Annotated in this window: 17 protein-coding genes; 9 read left to right on the top strand and 8 right to left on the bottom strand. The window is 71.4% G+C overall.

The genetic code is table 11. The features are described from left to right. Positions 1 to 99 precede the first annotated feature (99 nt). Positions 100 to 504 (top strand): hypothetical protein, encoded by a 405-nt coding sequence (locus ACGGCP_RS15605; RefSeq protein WP_392966581.1) that lies wholly within the window; start codon positions 100 to 102, stop codon positions 502 to 504. A gap of 12 nt (positions 505 to 516) precedes the next feature. Here the strand turns inward: ACGGCP_RS15605 and ACGGCP_RS15600 are convergent, their stop codons facing one another. The 3 genes from ACGGCP_RS15600 to ACGGCP_RS15590 all read right to left on the bottom strand — a co-directional run bounded on the left by ACGGCP_RS15600 (position 517) and on the right by ACGGCP_RS15590 (position 3,772). Further along, on the bottom strand, positions 517 to 1,575 hold the full coding sequence (locus ACGGCP_RS15600; RefSeq protein ID WP_392966580.1) for a signal peptidase I: 1,059 nt from the start codon (positions 1,573 to 1,575) through the stop codon (positions 517 to 519). Continuing rightward, positions 1,575 to 2,171 carry a hypothetical protein gene (locus ACGGCP_RS15595; protein WP_392966578.1) on the bottom strand — a complete coding sequence of 199 codons (597 nt, stop codon included), beginning with the start codon at positions 2,169 to 2,171 and terminating at the stop codon, positions 1,575 to 1,577. Before ACGGCP_RS15595 ends, ACGGCP_RS15600 begins: the two co-directional genes overlap by 1 nt. Positions 2,172 to 2,314: 143 nt before the next feature. Next, positions 2,315 to 3,772 (bottom strand): glycoside hydrolase, encoded by a 1,458-nt coding sequence (locus tag ACGGCP_RS15590; RefSeq protein WP_392966576.1) that lies wholly within the window; start codon positions 3,770 to 3,772, stop codon positions 2,315 to 2,317. A 170-nt stretch (positions 3,773 to 3,942) separates the two neighbouring features. Here ACGGCP_RS15590 and ACGGCP_RS15585 point away from each other — a divergent pair, with 170 nt between their 5' ends. The 8 genes from ACGGCP_RS15585 to ACGGCP_RS15550 all read left to right on the top strand — a co-directional run bounded on the left by ACGGCP_RS15585 (position 3,943) and on the right by ACGGCP_RS15550 (position 7,647). Beyond that, positions 3,943 to 4,389, top strand: a complete 447-nt coding sequence (locus tag ACGGCP_RS15585) for an Asp23/Gls24 family envelope stress response protein (protein WP_392966574.1) — start codon at positions 3,943 to 3,945, stop codon at positions 4,387 to 4,389. Beyond that, positions 4,390 to 4,695 (top strand): hypothetical protein, encoded by a 306-nt coding sequence (locus tag ACGGCP_RS15580; RefSeq protein ID WP_392966572.1) that lies wholly within the window; start codon positions 4,390 to 4,392, stop codon positions 4,693 to 4,695. Then, positions 4,692 to 4,868, top strand: a complete 177-nt coding sequence (locus ACGGCP_RS15575) for a DUF2273 domain-containing protein (protein ID WP_392966570.1) — start codon at positions 4,692 to 4,694, stop codon at positions 4,866 to 4,868. The genes ACGGCP_RS15580 and ACGGCP_RS15575 overlap by 4 nt, the downstream gene beginning before the upstream one ends. Next, entirely contained in the window at positions 4,861 to 5,226 is a 366-nt protein-coding gene (locus tag ACGGCP_RS15570) for a hypothetical protein (RefSeq protein ID WP_392966568.1), read from the top strand. Before ACGGCP_RS15575 ends, ACGGCP_RS15570 begins: the two co-directional genes overlap by 8 nt. Continuing rightward, the gene (locus tag ACGGCP_RS15565; protein ID WP_392966566.1) at positions 5,223 to 5,744 is read left to right on the top strand and encodes a DUF6286 domain-containing protein; all 522 of its coding nucleotides are present in this window, start codon (positions 5,223 to 5,225) and stop codon (positions 5,742 to 5,744) included. Before ACGGCP_RS15570 ends, ACGGCP_RS15565 begins: the two co-directional genes overlap by 4 nt. Continuing rightward, a complete protein-coding gene (locus tag ACGGCP_RS15560) occupies positions 5,741 to 6,304 on the top strand; it encodes a hypothetical protein (protein ID WP_392966564.1) in 564 nt (187 codons plus the stop codon). The genes ACGGCP_RS15565 and ACGGCP_RS15560 overlap by 4 nt, the downstream gene beginning before the upstream one ends. Positions 6,305 to 6,430: 126 nt before the next feature. Continuing rightward, positions 6,431 to 6,607, top strand: coding sequence for a hypothetical protein (locus ACGGCP_RS15555; protein WP_392966562.1), 177 nt, complete (start codon positions 6,431 to 6,433; stop codon positions 6,605 to 6,607). A gap of 41 nt (positions 6,608 to 6,648) precedes the next feature. After that, positions 6,649 to 7,647: an SDR family oxidoreductase gene (locus ACGGCP_RS15550; protein ID WP_392966560.1), complete on the top strand. Its 999-nt coding sequence runs from the start codon at positions 6,649 to 6,651 to the stop codon at positions 7,645 to 7,647. Here the strand turns inward: ACGGCP_RS15550 and ACGGCP_RS15545 are convergent, their stop codons facing one another. The 5 genes from ACGGCP_RS15545 to ACGGCP_RS15525 form a co-directional block, all read right to left on the bottom strand. Continuing rightward, complete coding sequence (locus ACGGCP_RS15545; RefSeq protein WP_392966558.1) at positions 7,648 to 9,393, bottom strand: serine hydrolase; 1,746 nt, start codon at positions 9,391 to 9,393, stop codon at positions 7,648 to 7,650. Positions 9,394 to 9,420: 27 nt separating this feature from the next. Then, positions 9,421 to 10,671, bottom strand: coding sequence for an exo-beta-N-acetylmuramidase NamZ domain-containing protein (locus tag ACGGCP_RS15540; protein WP_392967269.1), 1,251 nt, complete (start codon positions 10,669 to 10,671; stop codon positions 9,421 to 9,423). Positions 10,672 to 10,675: 4 nt separating this feature from the next. After that, positions 10,676 to 12,454 (bottom strand): glycoside hydrolase family 3 N-terminal domain-containing protein, encoded by a 1,779-nt coding sequence (locus ACGGCP_RS15535; RefSeq protein ID WP_392966556.1) that lies wholly within the window; start codon positions 12,452 to 12,454, stop codon positions 10,676 to 10,678. Between the two features lie 121 nt (positions 12,455 to 12,575). Next, positions 12,576 to 13,499: an LD-carboxypeptidase gene (locus ACGGCP_RS15530; protein WP_392966554.1), complete on the bottom strand. Its 924-nt coding sequence runs from the start codon at positions 13,497 to 13,499 to the stop codon at positions 12,576 to 12,578. After that, a complete protein-coding gene (locus tag ACGGCP_RS15525; RefSeq protein WP_392967267.1) occupies positions 13,496 to 15,424 on the bottom strand; it encodes an alpha/beta hydrolase family protein in 1,929 nt (642 codons plus the stop codon). The genes ACGGCP_RS15530 and ACGGCP_RS15525 overlap by 4 nt, the downstream gene beginning before the upstream one ends. Positions 15,425 to 15,479: the final 55 nt, after the last annotated feature.

The raw sequence follows: 15,479 nt of genomic DNA, 5'->3' as shown, positions 1-15,479 counted from the left end.
GTCCGGCGGGCCACTTTCGGCCGAATCTTCCCCATTCCGCCTGGACACCGGCCGCCTCAGGCTTACCGTGAGGTTGTTTCCTTCACGAGGGGGTCCGAGATGGACGGGGATTCTAAGGCGGCATGGGCCGCCGGAGGCATGATGTTCGCCGCGGTCAGCATGATCATGATCGGCGTCTGGCAGGCGATCGAGGGCATCTTCGGCATCGCCACCGACCAGTTCTACGCCGAGGTCGCCGACTACGTGGTCAACATCGACACGACCGCCTGGGGCTGGGTCCACCTCATCCTCGGCATCATCACCGCGCTCGTCGGCGTCGCGCTCTTCAGCGGCTCCACCTGGTCCCGCGTCCTCGGCGTCACGCTCGCGTGCCTGGTTTTGATCAACAACTTCCTGTACCTGCCGTACTACCCGTTCTGGTCCCTGCTGATCATCGCGCTGGCGATCTTCAGCATGTGGGCGATGACGGTGGCCCCGAAGCCTTCGGAGCCCGACTACCGCTAGTACGAACAGCTGTCACGGGACGGTCTCGCAGGCCGTCCCGTTCAGCGTGAAGTCGTTCGGGACGGCCTGTGCCCACGTGTCGGGCGGGTCGGCGTAGCCCCCGCCTCCGGTGACGTTGACCGTGACGATCTGGGCCGAGCCGCCCGCCGGGACCGGACCCATCCAGTCGACGCTCGTGTACACGACCGAGGCCCCCGACTGCTCCACGGTGCCGCCGTTGTCGCTCACTCCCGCAATCTGGTCGGCCGTGAACGTCCAGCCGAGCGTCCACGGGTACGCGACGTCCGCGGCGGCGTAGTTGTAGACGGTGATCGTGCCGCCAGCACCCTCGTACCCGGACATGGCCCATTTGACGCCGCACGAGGTCGCCGCGCCCCAGTCGCCGGTCGCGACGGAGCCGCTCGCCTGCGTGGTCGCGGTGAACTCGGAGAACTCGGTCCCGCCGGTGCGCATGAAGACGAGGTACCCGCCGAGCGCGAACGCCGCGAAGGCGACGGCCCCTTCCGCGACGGTGTGGGCGCCGACGGAGCCGCGGGGGACGACCGGTGTCGGGAACGAGCCGCGCACCAGGAAGACCAGGAACAGCGCGGCGAACAGGACCGAGACCCAGTCGCCGTAGTGGATCCAGACGACCGGCAGCCCGATCCACGGCACGAGGATGCGGCCGATGCCGACGACGTTCTCCGGGGGCACGGGCGTCGAGTCCGGCGCCTCGTTCGCGTCGCCCTTGGTGGTGAACGTGCCGTCGTCGTTGATCTGCACGATGCGGTGGAAGAGCCGCACGTCAGGGTCGGCCGGGTCCACGAAGGAGATGACCTGGCCGGGCCGCAGCTCGTCGGTGTCGATGGGGGAGATGAGCACGACGCTGCCGACCGTGACGCGCGGTTCCATCGAGCCGCTCATGATCGTGGACCCCTGGAATCCGAACAGGCGCGGCACGAACGCGATGAGCACGAGCGTCACGAGGAGGACCGTGACGGCCAGGCACAGGGCCAGGCGCACGACCGTCGGCCAGGACATCCGCCCGATGGCGGCGAGGTCGCGTTCGACGCGGTCGCGCAGCCGTCCCATCAGTTCCCGCTCGCGGTCTGCGCTTCCCAGACGAGCTTGACCGACACGTCCTGGCCCGCCGCGTCGTTCGAGGCGCCCTCGTCCAGGGTGAACTCGAACGTGTAGTCGTAGGACGCGGCGGCGTCCATGGAGTCGGCCATGATGCCGTTCGACCAGTCGGTGGCGTTCCCGAAGTCCGCGAGGGTGGTCGAGACGCCCGAGGCCGTCCCGGTGCTGGTGATGTCGAGCGCGAGCTGCTGCGAGAGGTATGCGCTGGAGCTCGAGTCGGTGAGGTCGGCCGAGTAGAGCTTCACGTCGAACGGCACGGAGCCGGCGTTGGCGACGTCGACGGTCACGGTCTTGCTGTCGCCGGGAGTGAGCCCTGAGAGGTCGAACGTGGTCGAGGAGGTCCCGCCCGCGGTGATCTCGGCGGTGATGTCGGGTGCCCCGGCAGTCTCGATGCTGCCGCCGACCTGGGCCTTGTCGGAGAACGCGGCGTTGGAGGCGCGGTAGACGAGCCAGGCGGCGAGGATCACCGCGACCGCGACGAGGACGCCGATGACCCAGACCTTCGCCCCGCCCTGCTGCTGCTCGGTCCCTTCGGCGTGATGTGCCATGCGTTCCTCCACTTGCTCCGGTGCACTGGTCCGATCCGGTCAGAACCGGATGCTAACCCCAGGTGAGCAGTGGATCGCGCGATTCGCCCAAGCCGCGCGTATCGGCGGGACACGGGCGCCGCACGGGCGGCGCCCGCCCCCCGCTAGATGACGACGCCCTCGATCTCGAAGGTCTGCACCGTGTTCGCCGGGAACGCCCGCGAGAACCGCTTGGACGCGACCTGCGTGTCCGTGTAGCGCGCGTACCGCTCGGAGCCGCCGGTCTGGGTCGACCAGCGCGTGACCGTCCCGTTCGGCACCGTCGTGAACCGCGAGAGGTCGTACGTGATCGTCTGCGCCGTACCGTAGTTGGTCGTGACGAGCACGAGCCTGCGCGCGGTCGCGTCGTACGCCGCGACCGTGTTGGCCTCGCCGCCGTCGATGATGCGCATGCCGGGCCGGATGTGCCGGGCGTACTGGGCGTACACGAAGTACTTGGCGTTCGCCGAGCCGAGCGAGCCGGTCTCGTTGTTCGCCTCGATGAGGCCCCAGCCGCCGCCGTCGAGGACCTGCCAGTAGCACCAGGCGGTCGGGTGGAGCCAGCGGAAGTCGAGGTTCAGGTTGCGCGCCAGGCGCATCCCGGTCGCGTCGTTCTCGCCGTACTCGGAGTTCCAGAGCTTCTTCCCGGCCGCGCTGACGGCGCTGTACACGGAGTCGCGCCGCCCGCCCTCGTACTGGTAGCCGTGGACGTTGACCTTGCCGATCTTGCCCTTCGCGGAGCCGGTGAGCCCGTTCCAGGTGCTCGCGGCCTGGTCGTACAGGGACTCGTCGGACGCGGTGATCGGCATCCACGACAGCCCGCGCGCGTCGAGCTCGGCCCTGAGGTGGTCGATGACGACCGACTGGGTCGCGACCTCGAAGTGGCAGCCCTCCTGCGTCCCGGTTGCCGTCCACCAGTTCGCGATCGGCTCGTTGAACGGGTCGACGTAGTCGAAGTCGACGCCCCAGTTGTCGTGCGCGTACTTGGCTACGGTGGCCATGTAGACGGCGTGCTGCTGCCGGTTCCAGGACTGGAGGTTGTCGGCGCTGCCGTTCGACCCGCCGGACGGGTTGTGGTTCGCGCACATCCACCACATCGGCGAGTTCGAGAACAGCTCGAAGATGTTCGCGCCCCGGTCGCGGGCCTTCCACATGAGGTTGCGCTGCGCGCTGTCGACGAACCAGTCCCAGCTGGATGACGCGGGGTCGCTGGAGTTCCAGTCCTTCCAGTACCCCTCGATCTGGCGCGAGGGCATCATGTTCGGCGAGACGACCATCGACTCGCCGTTGATCGAGTTCCACGAGCACGCGCCCGCGTTGTAGCGCACGATGTTCATGCCCAGGCCCGGCAGGGTCGCGCCGCCGAAGGACACGCTGTTGCGGGTGAACATGATGTCGGCGAGGTCGTTGCGGTTGCCGAAGGCCTTGCCCCACCAGGCGAGCGAGGTGCCCCAGCCCTCCCAGGTGCCCCAGTTCGTGCCGGGGGCGACGGTGGTCGTGTAGTCGGCCTGCGCCGCGCCGGGCACGGCGAGGGCGCCGATCGAGCCTGCGCTCGCGGCGGTGAAGAGGGTGCGACGTCGCATGGCTGCCTCCACAGGGTGGGAATGCTCAGATCATGGCACCGTGAATCGAGAAAGTCAACTCCTTCGATAAAGCATGAGAGAAAGTGTCCCACCTCAATTCGTCACTTTCAGTGATGCGAATGTGACGAATGTGCGACCGTTGACGGCGGATTTCTGCAGGGAGGCCAGTGATGACCGAGAAGCGCACCGAGACGGCGACGGCGGCCAAGGACGACGGCCCGCTCGCCAGCGACCAGGGCAAGACCGTGATAGCCGACCAGGTGGTCGCCAAGATCGCGGGGATCGCCACCCGCGAGGTCGAGGGCGTCCACCAGCTCGGCGGCTCCGGCAGCCGCGCCGTCGGCGCCCTCCGCGAACGCATCCCCGGCTCCCGCACCAACTACGGCCAGGGCGTCTCCGTCGAAGTCGGCGAGCGGCAGGCCGCCGTCGACCTCGACGTGGTCGCCGAGTACGGCGTGGCCATCGCCGACCTCGCCGCGGGCGTGCGCCGCAACGTCATCGCCTCCGTCGAGCGCATGACCGGCCTCGAGGTCACCGAGGTCAACCTCGTCGTACACGACGTGCACCTGCCCGACGAATCGGACGACGAGACCGAGAGCGAACCGCGGGTCGAGTAGATGCGCACCGACGACTTCGCCGCCGGCGTCGACGCCATCGCCGCCGCCGTCCGGGCCGTGCCCGGCGTGAACGACCTCCACGGCGGCGTGCAGGGCGAGATCGCCGTCCTGCTGCCCGGCCGCCGCGTGCCCGGCCTGCGCCTCGGCGACACCGCCTGCGAAGTCCACGTCGCCGTCGACTGGGACGCCGACATCCCGCGGACCGCCGACGCGATCCGATCGGCCGTCACGCCTCTCGGCGGCGGACGGCCCGTCGTCGTCACCGTCGAGGACGTGGCCGACCCGAGGAGAGAGGACGCACCATGAAGGCTTCCATCACCGGCCTGGTCGTCGGGCTGCTGCTGGCGCTGGCCGCCATCGCGGGAGGCTTCACCGGCTTCCTGCTCGCCGTGGTCCTCGGCGCGGCCGGGTTCGCGCTCGCCGGGAGGCTCAGCGGCGAGATCGACGTCTTCGAGCGCTTCCGAGGCCGCCGTGACTGAGGACTTCAGCCTCGCGGACCTGCCCGGGACCGGCGCCGGCCGGGAGCCCGGGGAGCGCGGCACCCTGCGCTTGGCCGACGGCGCGGTCGCACGCGTCCTGGAAGGGGCCGCCCGCACCTGCGAGGGCGCCGCCGAGTCGCGCCGCCCGCGCGCCCGCGCCACCGTCAGGCACGGCCGGATCTGGGCGCACCTGGACGTCGGGGTCGTCTGGCCCGGCCCGATCGGCGACCTCTCCCGCGACCTCGCCTCCCGCGTGCGGGCCGAGACCGCCCGCATCACCGGCTACGACCTCGTCTCGCTCGACGTCGTGGTCCATCTCGTCGACGCTCCGGCGCGGCCCGAACGGAGGGTCCTATGAGGCTCCGCGACCCCCGCCACGCGTCCGCCGCCGTCTGGCCCGCCGTGCTCGGCGCGCTTATGCTCGGCGGCCTCGCCGTGCTCCTCGCCCAGCACGCCGCGGCCGAGCTCGGCTGGACCGGCGCGGACTCGTGGCTGCGCGGCGCCCGCGCCGCGCTCGACGACACGCAGCCGTCCGTCTGGGTGCTGATCGCCGGGATCACGGCCGCCGCGGTCGGCCTGTGGTTCCTCATCGCCGCGTTCGTGCCCGCCCGCCGCAGCCACCTGCGCGCCGACGGCCCCGGAGACCTCTGGGTCTCCCCGCCCGCGATCGAGGCGATGGCCGCGGACGCCGCCATGCGCGCGGCAGGGGTCCTCCACGCCGACAGCGAACTCCGTCGCCGCCGCCTCACCGTCAAGGCCCTCCTCACGAGCGGGAACGAAGCGGCGGTCGCGGACATCCTTGAGACCGTGGGGAATCGCCTGCACGGACTGGGCGACCTCGAAGTCGCCGTCCAAGCCAAGGAGGCGAGGCGATGAGGACCCCCGTGGCCGACCGCCCCGCCGCCGCCGTCATCGGCCTGGCGCTGCTCGCGGCGGGCGCCATCGTCGTCGACTGGCGCTTCGACCTCGCCGGAGTGTGGCCCCGCCTCGACCCCGGCGCGGCGGACCCCGTTCTCGACATCGACTGGTTCCCATGGGCCGCACTCGGATTCGCGGCCCTGTTCGCGGGCCTCGCCCTGTGGTGGCTCCTCGCCCGACTCCCGCGCCCGGCCGAGGGCCGCGTCTCCCTGGCCGCCACCGGCGCCGACCGGATCGAACTGGACGCGCGCTCCCTCGCGCCCCGCCTGCGCACCGACCTCGAACGGACCGCGCCGGTCGACCGCGTCACCAGCCGCCGCCAGGACCTGCGCGGCGGCCAGCTCATCAGCCTCCGCGCCCACGTCGACCCCCGCGCCGACGGGGCCTCGCTCGTCAAAGCCGCGGGCGACCTCGCCGAAGCGGTCCGGACCGCCTTCCCAGGCGGCGAGGTCGCCGTCCGCGTCGCCGTCGACGGACCCCGCCGCCAGCGCGCCCGCCGCACGCCCCGCGTCCGCTAGGGCCGACGCATCGATCGGGCGGACGGCGACCGGTCCGCAGGACGGGCACCAGGTTCGCCCGCGCCCGCCCGGGTACCCACAGTGGAGCGGACCGCGTCCCGCGGTCCCGGACACTGAGGAGGCGCGATGCTCGCGTCCTGCACCGGACTCCTGGCCGGCATGCTCGTGGGCCTGGCGATCATCGTCGGACAGGCGACGGCCGTCCTGCTCGTGCTCGTCCTCGGGGCCCTCGGCTTCGCCGTCGGCGCCCTGCTCAGCGGCGAGAGCCGCTCGTTCCGCCGGTTGCGGCGCCGCCGCCGCTGACCCGGGTAGGGTGGGCCCCGACTGCGAGAAAGGGATTACCTATGACCGTCAGCGTGCTCTTCATCGGCGGCACCGGCCGCATCTCCACCTCCTGCGTCCGCGAAGCCGTGCGCCAGGGCATGGACGTCACCGTGCTCAACCGCGGCCGCACCGCCGAACGGCCCCTCCCGCCCGAAGTCGCCCTGCTCACCGGCGACGCGGGCGACCCGCAGTCGGTCCGCGACGCCCTCGCCGACCGCACCTTCGACGCCGTCGTCAACTGGGTCAACTTCACCCCCGAGCAGGTCCGGCGCGACATCGACCTCTTCGCCGACATCACCGGCCAGTACCTGTTCATCAGCTCCGCCAGCGCCTACCAGACCCCGCCCGCGTACCTGCCCGTCACCGAGTCCACCCCGCTCAAGAACCCCTACTGGCAGTACTCCCGCGACAAGATCGCCTGCGAAGACCTCCTCGTCGCAGCCTGGCGCGAACGCGACTTCCCCGCCACGATCGTCCGCCCCTCGCACACCTACGACGAGACCATGCTGCCCTTCGACGGCGGATGGACCGTCGTCGAGCGCATGCGCTCGGGCAAGCCCGTCATCGTGCACGGCGACGGCACCTCACTGTGGACCATCACCCACGCCCGCGACTTCGCCGTCGGCTTCACCGGACTCCTCGGCAAGGCCGAAGCGGTCGGCGAGGCCTTCCACATCACCGGTGACGAGGCCCCCACCTGGAACCAGATCTTCGGCTGGGTCGCCGAAGCCGCAGGCGCCGAACCGAACCTCGTGCACGTCGCCAGCGAGGCCATCGCCGCCGCCGACCCCCGCTGGGGCGCCGGACTCCTCGGCGACAAGGCCCACTCCATGGTCTTCGACAACACGAAGGTGAAGCGCCTCGTCCCCGAGTTCGGCCTGGGCGCGACCCCCTACCGCCTCGGCGCCCGCGAAGTGATCGAGTGGTACGACGCCCACCCCGAGCACCAGCGGGTCGACGCCAGCGCCGACCGGACCATGGACTGGCTCGCCGAACGCTACGCGCCCAAAGCCATGTGATCAGTCCCGGACGAGCTCCCAGCCGTCCGGCACCAGGTCCGCGTCCTCGCACAGGAGGGCGCGGCCCTCCTTCACCCTGACCTTGTCCACGTACACGCCCCGCCCCTGATAGGCCGGGTCGCTCGTGTACCGCCACCGCACCAGCGCCGTCCCGTCCGGCAGCGCCGCATCAGCGTCGATCCACTGCCGACCCGCGAACCCCGAGAACACGCCCTCGGTCCGCCAGCAGTGGTCCTCAGTGCGCAGATCCAGCGGCACGGCCGTCCACGAAGACCCGTCGGTGCTCGCCTCCAGCACCGCCTGGTCCGTGGCCTCCGTGTCGTACCACAGCGCGAACGACGCCTTCGCGCCCGAGACCGCCCGAGGCAGCGTCCCCGTCAGCGTCGCGGTCGCCGCGTCCGCCTGCCCCGCATACCAGGCCGTCCGACCGGTCTTGGGCTTCACCGGCACCGCCCGGCCCATCGGGCGGCTCGCCGCCCGCCGGTACGCGCTGGCCGTGCCCCAGTTCCGCGTCGGGTGCACCCGGTTCGTCAGCAGCACGAGCAGGGTCCCGGCGAGCGGGTCGAGCACGATCGACGTGCCCGTGTACCCCGTGTGCCCCACGGTGACCGGCGAGCTCATCGCGTCCATGTACCAGCGCTGGCCGAGCTGCCAGCCGAGGCCGCGCGCGGCGCTCTCGCCCATCCCGGCGTTCATGTCGGTGAAGACCAGGCGCGCGGTGTTCTCGGTGAGGATCTCGGCGCTGCCGTAGCGGCCGCCGTTGAGGATCATCTGCCCGAACACGGCGAGGTCCCACGCGGTGGCGAACACGCCGGCGTGCCCGGCGACGCCGCCGAAGGCCCACGCGTTCTCGTCGTGCACCTCGCCGTGGACCATGCCCCGGCCCGTCCACGGCTGGTACTCGGTCGCGGCGGTCCGGCCCTTGTCGACCGGGCTGTACCCGGTGTCCTTGAGCCCCAGCGGTTCGCAGATGAGCTCGCCGACGAGGGCGTCCAGGGGCTTCTCGGCCACGATCTCGAGGATCTTGCCGAGCACGATCAGGTTGAGGTCGGAGTACTCGTAGCCGCTGCCGGGCGGGCGCCGCAGGGGCCGGGCGTAGATCGCCTCCATGCGCGCCTGCTCGTCGGGCAGGCTGTACAGGTTGATGAACGCGATCATGCCGGAGGTGTGGGAGAGCAAGTGCCCCAAGGTGATCGGGGTCTTCTGCGGGTCGAGCGCGTCGAAGTCGGGCAGGTACTCGACGACGGGCAGCTTGAGGTCGATGAGGCCTTCGTCGATGAGCGCGCCGGTCACGGTGGCGGTGAACAGCTTCGAGATCGAGGCGAGGTCGTACACGGTGCCGGTCTCGGCCGGGAGCCATTCCTCTCGCGGCAGTTCGACCGCTGACTTGGCCGCCTCGTCCCAGCCGGAGTAGCGGAGCCGGTGGCCGCCGGCGGCGTGCTCGACGACGACGCCGTCACGGGCGGCGACGACGGTGTAGCCGGGGAACGCGGGCGCCGCCCCCTCCATGAAGGCGTCGAGGTCGGGCGTGATGCGGTCGATGTGGGCGGCGGTAAGCCGGGCTTCACTGCACGAGCCGTACCGCAGTCGAGCAGGGGTTTCAGGAAACGTCACGTCGTAGGGGCCGGCCGTTGGCGGGCCGGTGAGTTCGGACATGGAGGGGATCTCCTCGGCGTTGGCGCGGGAGGCGAACGCGAGCGCCAGCGCCGCCCCCGCCGCGCCCCCGAGCATGGTTCGACGCTGCATTCGTGTCTCCTGGTTATCGTGCCATCACTAAGCGGTGCGGCGATAGAGCAAGTACGGTTCTCTTTGCTCGGAAAACGCATCCAATTCCTCGGCCCACAGCGGCGTCACGTCGTCGACGTCCGCGCCCGCCTCGATCGCCAGGCGAACCGCCTGATTTCCTGTCAGTTTGTCCAGCCAGAACGAGGTCGTGTCCTGCGAGCGCCACCCGTACTGCGGGAAGGCGCGCCGCTGCTCGATGATCATCGCCAGGGCCGTGCGGATCGGGTCGAAGTCCCGGCGCGAGGTCACCTGCAGCTCGACGCCGCCGCATACCTTCCCCGCCCACTTCGAGAACGTCGGCGTGAAGTACGCCTCGCGGAACCGCGTGCCCGGGAGCCCCTGCACCGCCTCGGCCCACGCGTGGTCGATCCCGGGCGCGCCGAGCAGCTCGAAGGGCTTGGTCGTGCCGCGTCCCTCCGAGAGCGCGGTCGCCTCGAACAGGCACGTCCCCGGGTACGCGACCGCCGTCGCCACGGTGGGCATGTTCGGCGACGGGGCCACCCACGGCAGGCCCGTCTCCTCGAAGTACATCTCGGGCTTCCAGCCGCGCATCTTCACGACGTGGAGGTCGGCCGGGGTCGGCACGAACTCGCCGTTGAACAGCCCGGCAAGCTCGCCGACGGTCATGCCGTGCCGCTGCGCGATCGGCTTGAGCCCCACGAACGTGGCGTGCTCGGGGTGCAGCACGGGTCCGCTCGCCCGCCGCCCCGTGCCCGGGTTGGGCCGGTCGAGGACGACGAACCGCAGTCCGAGCTGCCCGGCCGCCTCCAGCGCGAGGTACATGGTCCAGATGTACGTGTAGAAGCGCGAGCCCACGTCCTGGATGTCGAACACGAGCGTCTCGACCCCGGCCTCGGCCAGGAGCTCGGCCATCTGGTCCTTGTTGTTGTACGCGTTGTACACCGGGATGCCGGTCTTCGGGTCGAGGAAGAAGTCCTCGCCCTCCCCGGCCTGCGAGACGCCGCGGAAGCCGTGCTCGGGACCGAACACGGCGACCAGGTCCACCTTGCCGCTCGCGTGCATGAGGTCCACTTCGTGGCTCAGGTCCGGGAGCACGCCGGTGGGGTTCGAGATGATCCCGACCTTCTGCCCGGCGAGCTCGGCGAAGCCGTCCTCGGCGAGGACCTCGATGCCGGTGCGCACCCGCCTGCCGTGGGCGGCGGCGGGCACCGCGGCGGTGGTCGCGAGTGCGGCCCCGGCCAGTGCGCTCCCGAGGAGCCTTCTGCGCTGCATGGGAATCCCCTTACTCGTACGAGAGGCCGTGGCCGAAGCCGAACAGGACGGACGCGGGGTCGTCGGCGCGCGGGATGTCCACGGGCAGCCGCCCCTGCGGGTTCAGGTGCCCGAGGACGGCCGCGACCGCCGATTCGAGCCCGTCGGCCGAATAGGAGTACGTCGCCAGGTAGGCGTTGACGTCCTCGCCGAGGTACGCGATGTCGTAGGGGTTCCTGACGCCGAGCGCCACGACCGGGGTCCCCGTCGCCGCGAGGGCCTTGACCAGGCTCGCCTGCGCCGGGTTGTCGGCGACGCCGTTGGTGCTCACCACGATGAAGCCCTTCCCGGCGGCCGCCGCCACGGCGGCGTCGATCTGCGCCTGCGTCGGACTGATGCCGGTGACGACGCGGGTCGGGGAGAAGCCGCGCTTCGTGAACTCGGCGGTGAGCACGTTCGTTGTGGTCTCGCCCCAGCCGGTGACGAGCAGCGCGCCGCCGTCGGTGGGGATCGGCAGCGTCCCGTCGTTGGTGACGAGGGTCGTGGTCCGGTCCGAGAGCGCCTGGGCCGCTTCGAGGTTCGCCGCGGTGCCGACAATGGAGGCGACCTCGTCGGGGTCGGCGTACGGGTCCTCGTACAGCCCGAGCCGGTACTTGAGGCCGAGGATGCGGGTGACCGACTCGTCGATCCGCGCCGCGGTGAGCTCGCCGTTCGCGACGGCCGCGAGGACCGCGTTGTAGGCCAGGTCGAGGTCGACTGGCATGAGCAGCATGTCGATCCCGGCTTGGAGCGCGAGCACGGGGATGCGGTCGTCGCCGTAGCCTTCGCGCACGCCTTCCATCGCGAGGGAGTCGGTGACGATGACGCCTTCGTAGCCCAGTTCCTCGCGCAGCAGGCCGGTGAGGATCGGCTTCGACAGGGTCGCGGGCGTGAGGGTCGGGTCGAGCGCCGGGAACTGGATGTGGGCGCTCATGACCATGCCGACCCCGGCTTCGATCGCGGCGCGGAACGGCGGTGCGTCGATGTCCTGCCACTCCTCGTAGGTGTGGTCGATGAGCGGCAGGTCCACGTGGCTGTCGTCCCTGGTGTCGCCGTGCCCGGGGAAGTGCTTGACGGTGGCGGCGAGGTCGCAGCGGGCCTGGTAGCCCTCGACCTGGGCGGCGGCGAACCCGGCGACGTGCTCGGGGTCGGAACCGAAGGAGCGCACGCCGATCACGGGGTTCGCCGGGTTGACGTTGACGTCGGCGTCGGGCGCGAAGTTCACGTTCAGGCCCATCGCGCGCAGCTCGGTCCCGGCGATGGCGGCGGCGTCGTGGGCGGCCCCGGTGTCGTGGGTCGCGCCGAGCGCCATCGCCCCGGGCAGCTGCGTCGCGGGCGCGGTGATGCGCACGACGAGGCCGTGCTCCTGGTCGGTGGCGATGAGCAGCGGCTCGCCGCCGTCCGCTGTGGACGCGGCCTGGAGCCCGTTGGAGAGGCCGGTGATCTGGTCGGGGTTGGCGACGTTGTTCGACCATGCGAAGTAGATGATGCCGCCGGGCTTGTGAGCGGCGATGAGCTCGGCGGCGTTGTTCACGCCGTGCGTCTCCTGGTTCTTCGCCACGTCGGCGGCGTCGGTCGTGTCGGCCGTGCGCCCGTACGCGTACACGGTGAACAGCTGGCCGACCTTCTCCTCCAGGCTCATGGCCTTCAAGCGGCGCTTGACGAACCGCTTCTCGCCCCGGTCGCCGTGGGCCTCGGCGGCGCTCGCGGTGGCGGCGGCCGCTGCGGCGCCGAGGGCGGCTGCGAGCACGGTCCGGCGGGGATGCGTCATGGGCTCCTCCAGGTGGGGCGGGGGATCGGGCTGGTCATTAATCCCTATTGACCCGATCGGCTCATCCTGGCAGAAAACTTCATGTGAAGGCAAGACTACGGAAAAAATTTTCAAATGAAGGTTACGTGAGCGCCGCTTCCCCGAATCGGAGCGTCCCCGCGTCGGCGTCGAGCGTCGCCTTGAGCCCCAACGGGATCGTGAGCGAACCGGCGCAGTGCCCGAACCCGAACTCCGCGACGACGGGCACGCCCGAGCCGCCGAACCAGTCGGCCAGCACCGCGTGCACGCCTTCGTAGGGGCCGCAGTCGACCCACGAACCGCACACGACCCCGGCGAGCCCGTCGAAGTACCCGGCGCGCGAGAGCTGCGTCAGGGCCCGGTCGATCCGGTACGGCTCCTCGCCGATGTCCTCCAGGAGCAGCAGCCCTCCCGCGACGTCGTGTCTGTGGTGGACGGTCCCGGCCCCGGCGGCCAGCAGTGTGAGCGTCCCGCCGAACGTCACCCCTGTAGCCGTGCCGCCGACGAGCGGCTTCGCGGTGGGGGAGGAGATGAGCTGCGCCCGTTCGGGTTCGAAGAGGTGCAGCCGCAGGTGCTCCCGCATCGCGACGTCGGCGGCGAACTGCGACCAGCTCGGCATCGGGCCGTGGAGCGAAGCGGCGCCGAGCTCCAACGCGACCGCCTCGTGCATCGCGGTGATGTCGCTGAACCCGACGAACGCCTTCGGTCCGGCCGCGCGCAGCGCCTCCCAGTCGACGAGGTCGACCATCCGCTGCGAGCCGTAGCCGCCGCGCGAGGCGATCACGGCCGCGATCGACGGGTCGAGCCACGCGTGCTGGAAGTCGGCGGCCCGGTCCGCGTCGGATCCGGCCAGGAACCCCGTGCTCGCGGTCGCGTTCGGCATGACGACCGGGTCCAGACCCCAGTCGCGCAGGACCGCGAGCCCGGCGTCGAGGCCGCCGGGCGGGAACGGGCTCGCGGGGGAGACGACCGCGACCCGGTCGCCGGGGACGAGCCGCCTCGGGCGGCGCAGCGGCTCCAGGCTCACGGGCGCAGCTCCAGGTCGAAGTCGGGTCCTGCGAAGCCGAAGACCTGCGCGTAGAGCGAGTGCTCGGCGAGCACCGCGTCCACGATCGTGTCGTCGCGGCGGAAGCCGTGCTGCTCGCCCTCATAGGTGCGGTAGGCGTGCGGGACGCCCCGGCCGGCGACGGCCTGCAGCAGCTTCTCGGCCTGCGCGGGCGGGCAGATCTCGTCCTCCAGGCCCTGCAGCAGGATGAACGGCACCTCGATCCGGTCGGCGTGGTGCACGGGCGAGCGCTCGGCGGACCGCTCCTCCAGGGCCCCGGGCGGGCCCACGATCGAGTACACGTACTGCGATTCGAAGTCGTGCGTGTCGTCGCCGGACCAGCCCGAGAGGTCCAGGATCGGGTACTTCACCACCGCGCACGCGTAGACGCCCTGGGCCGCAGGCGAAGTGAGCGACGCGGCCGCCGTCCAGCCCCCGGCGCTGCCGCCGCGGATGGCGATCCGCGCCGGGTCGGCCGTGCCCTCGGCGGCGAGCGCCCTGGCCACGGCCGCGCAGTCCTCCACGTCGACTTCGCCCCAGCGTTCGCGCAGCCTCTCCCGGTACTCGCGGCCGTAACCGGTGGACCCGCCGTAGTTCACCTCGACCACGCCGATGCCGCGCGAGGTGAAGTAGGCGAGCTCCATGTCGAGGACGGCCCGCACGTGGCTCGTCGGCCCGCCGTGGACCCACACCGCGTACGGCGGCAGTTCCCCCTCGGGCCCTTGGAAACCGGGGTTGCGCGGCGGGTAGACGTGCGCGTGGATCTCGCGGCCGTCCTCGCCGGTGAACGTCCGGTGCTCCGGCACCGGCAGGTACGCCGGGTCCACTTTGTCCTCGTGTGCGGCGGCGACGACCCGGGCCGTGCCCTTCACCGCGTCGACCTCGACCAGCTCGTACCCGGTGCTCGGGCTCGCGGCCAGGCCGTACACCTTGTCGCCGATCGCGCAGAGCGTCGCCGCCCAGTCGGTCCACTCGCATTCGACGGGGTTCATCTGCCGGTCCCAGGAGTTGAAGATCCCGAGGCGACCCTCGCCCTTCCCGTGGATCGCGGCGATGTCGCGGCTGGCGAGCGGCTGGAACCACCGCGACCCGAGTGTCCACAGCGGACCCGCGAACTCCTCCTCGGCGCTATGGACCGTCCCGCCCTCGTTGTCGTACACGTCGACCCACTGCAGGTTCCACCAGCCGCCGCTATCGCCCGCGAAGTACAGCTCGCTCAGCCCCGCCCACTCGATCTGGGCCACGGACTGGCCGTGCACGCCCGCGACCCGGCGGGTCCCCGCGAAGCGGCCGTCGTCGTCCACCGAGGCCAGCCACACCTCGGTCTCGTCCCAGGGCATCTGCGGGTGGTTCCAGGCGATCCACGCCACCGCGCGCCCCTCGGGGTGCAGCCTCGGGCAGGTCACGAACCGGCTGGCGTCGCCCGACAGCTCCCGGACCTTCGCCCGGTCCCCGGCGGCCGACCCGTCCAGCGGCACCGCCGCGAGCAGCCGCCGCACCTCGGTCGGCCGGTCCCCGGTGAACTCCTCGAGGACCGCCCACACCTCCCCGAACTCCTCCACGACCATCGGCTCGCACCAGCGCAGCCCGCCCGGGAACGCCCCGACCGGGCTCAGCGGGCGCGGCTCGCCGCCCGGCTCGAACGCGTACAGCCGCTGGTCGGCGAAGTTCGTGAACACCACGAGCGGCCCGTCCTCGCGCGCGACGCCCGCCCACGGGTGCCCGCCGTACTCGTGGACCCGGTTGCGCACGTTCCAAGGCGCGGGCAGGACCGACTCGACGGCCCCGTCAGGGGCGCGGCGCATGAGCGCCCGCCGCCCGCCCTCCTCGGGGCGCGGCTCGGTCCACCACAGCTCCGAGCCGACCGCGCCGAGGAACCCCGGCCGCCCGTCCGAAGCCGCGACCATCGCGGTGGTGATCGGGGATTTCCAAGCGCCGTAAGGGGACTGCTGCACTCGTCTG

The organism is Glycomyces sp. NPDC048151, assembly GCF_043202775.1.
Taxonomy (GTDB): Bacteria; Actinomycetota; Actinomycetes; order Mycobacteriales; family Micromonosporaceae; genus Glycomyces.
Note: the sequence above shows the minus strand (reverse complement) of the source record. Positions and strands in the feature narration are given on the sequence as shown.

Coding starts and splice junctions, on each gene's coding strand:
- ACGGCP_RS15605 (WP_392966581.1), top strand. CDS start 100: ATGGACGGGGATTCTAAGGCGGCATGGGCCGCCGGAGGCATGATGTTC.
- ACGGCP_RS15600 (WP_392966580.1), bottom strand. CDS start 1,575: ATGGGACGGCTGCGCGACCGCGTCGAACGCGACCTCGCCGCCATCGGG.
- ACGGCP_RS15595 (WP_392966578.1), bottom strand. CDS start 2,171: ATGGCACATCACGCCGAAGGGACCGAGCAGCAGCAGGGCGGGGCGAAG.
- ACGGCP_RS15590 (WP_392966576.1), bottom strand. CDS start 3,772: ATGCGACGTCGCACCCTCTTCACCGCCGCGAGCGCAGGCTCGATCGGC.
- ACGGCP_RS15585 (WP_392966574.1), top strand. CDS start 3,943: ATGACCGAGAAGCGCACCGAGACGGCGACGGCGGCCAAGGACGACGGC.
- ACGGCP_RS15580 (WP_392966572.1), top strand. CDS start 4,390: ATGCGCACCGACGACTTCGCCGCCGGCGTCGACGCCATCGCCGCCGCC.
- ACGGCP_RS15575 (WP_392966570.1), top strand. CDS start 4,692: ATGAAGGCTTCCATCACCGGCCTGGTCGTCGGGCTGCTGCTGGCGCTG.
- ACGGCP_RS15565 (WP_392966566.1), top strand. CDS start 5,223: ATGAGGCTCCGCGACCCCCGCCACGCGTCCGCCGCCGTCTGGCCCGCC.
- ACGGCP_RS15560 (WP_392966564.1), top strand. CDS start 5,741: ATGAGGACCCCCGTGGCCGACCGCCCCGCCGCCGCCGTCATCGGCCTG.
- ACGGCP_RS15555 (WP_392966562.1), top strand. CDS start 6,431: ATGCTCGCGTCCTGCACCGGACTCCTGGCCGGCATGCTCGTGGGCCTG.
- ACGGCP_RS15550 (WP_392966560.1), top strand. CDS start 6,649: ATGACCGTCAGCGTGCTCTTCATCGGCGGCACCGGCCGCATCTCCACC.
- ACGGCP_RS15545 (WP_392966558.1), bottom strand. CDS start 9,393: ATGCAGCGTCGAACCATGCTCGGGGGCGCGGCGGGGGCGGCGCTGGCG.
- ACGGCP_RS15535 (WP_392966556.1), bottom strand. CDS start 12,454: ATGACGCATCCCCGCCGGACCGTGCTCGCAGCCGCCCTCGGCGCCGCA.
- ACGGCP_RS15525 (WP_392967267.1), bottom strand. CDS start 15,424: ATGGTCGCGGCTTCGGACGGGCGGCCGGGGTTCCTCGGCGCGGTCGGC.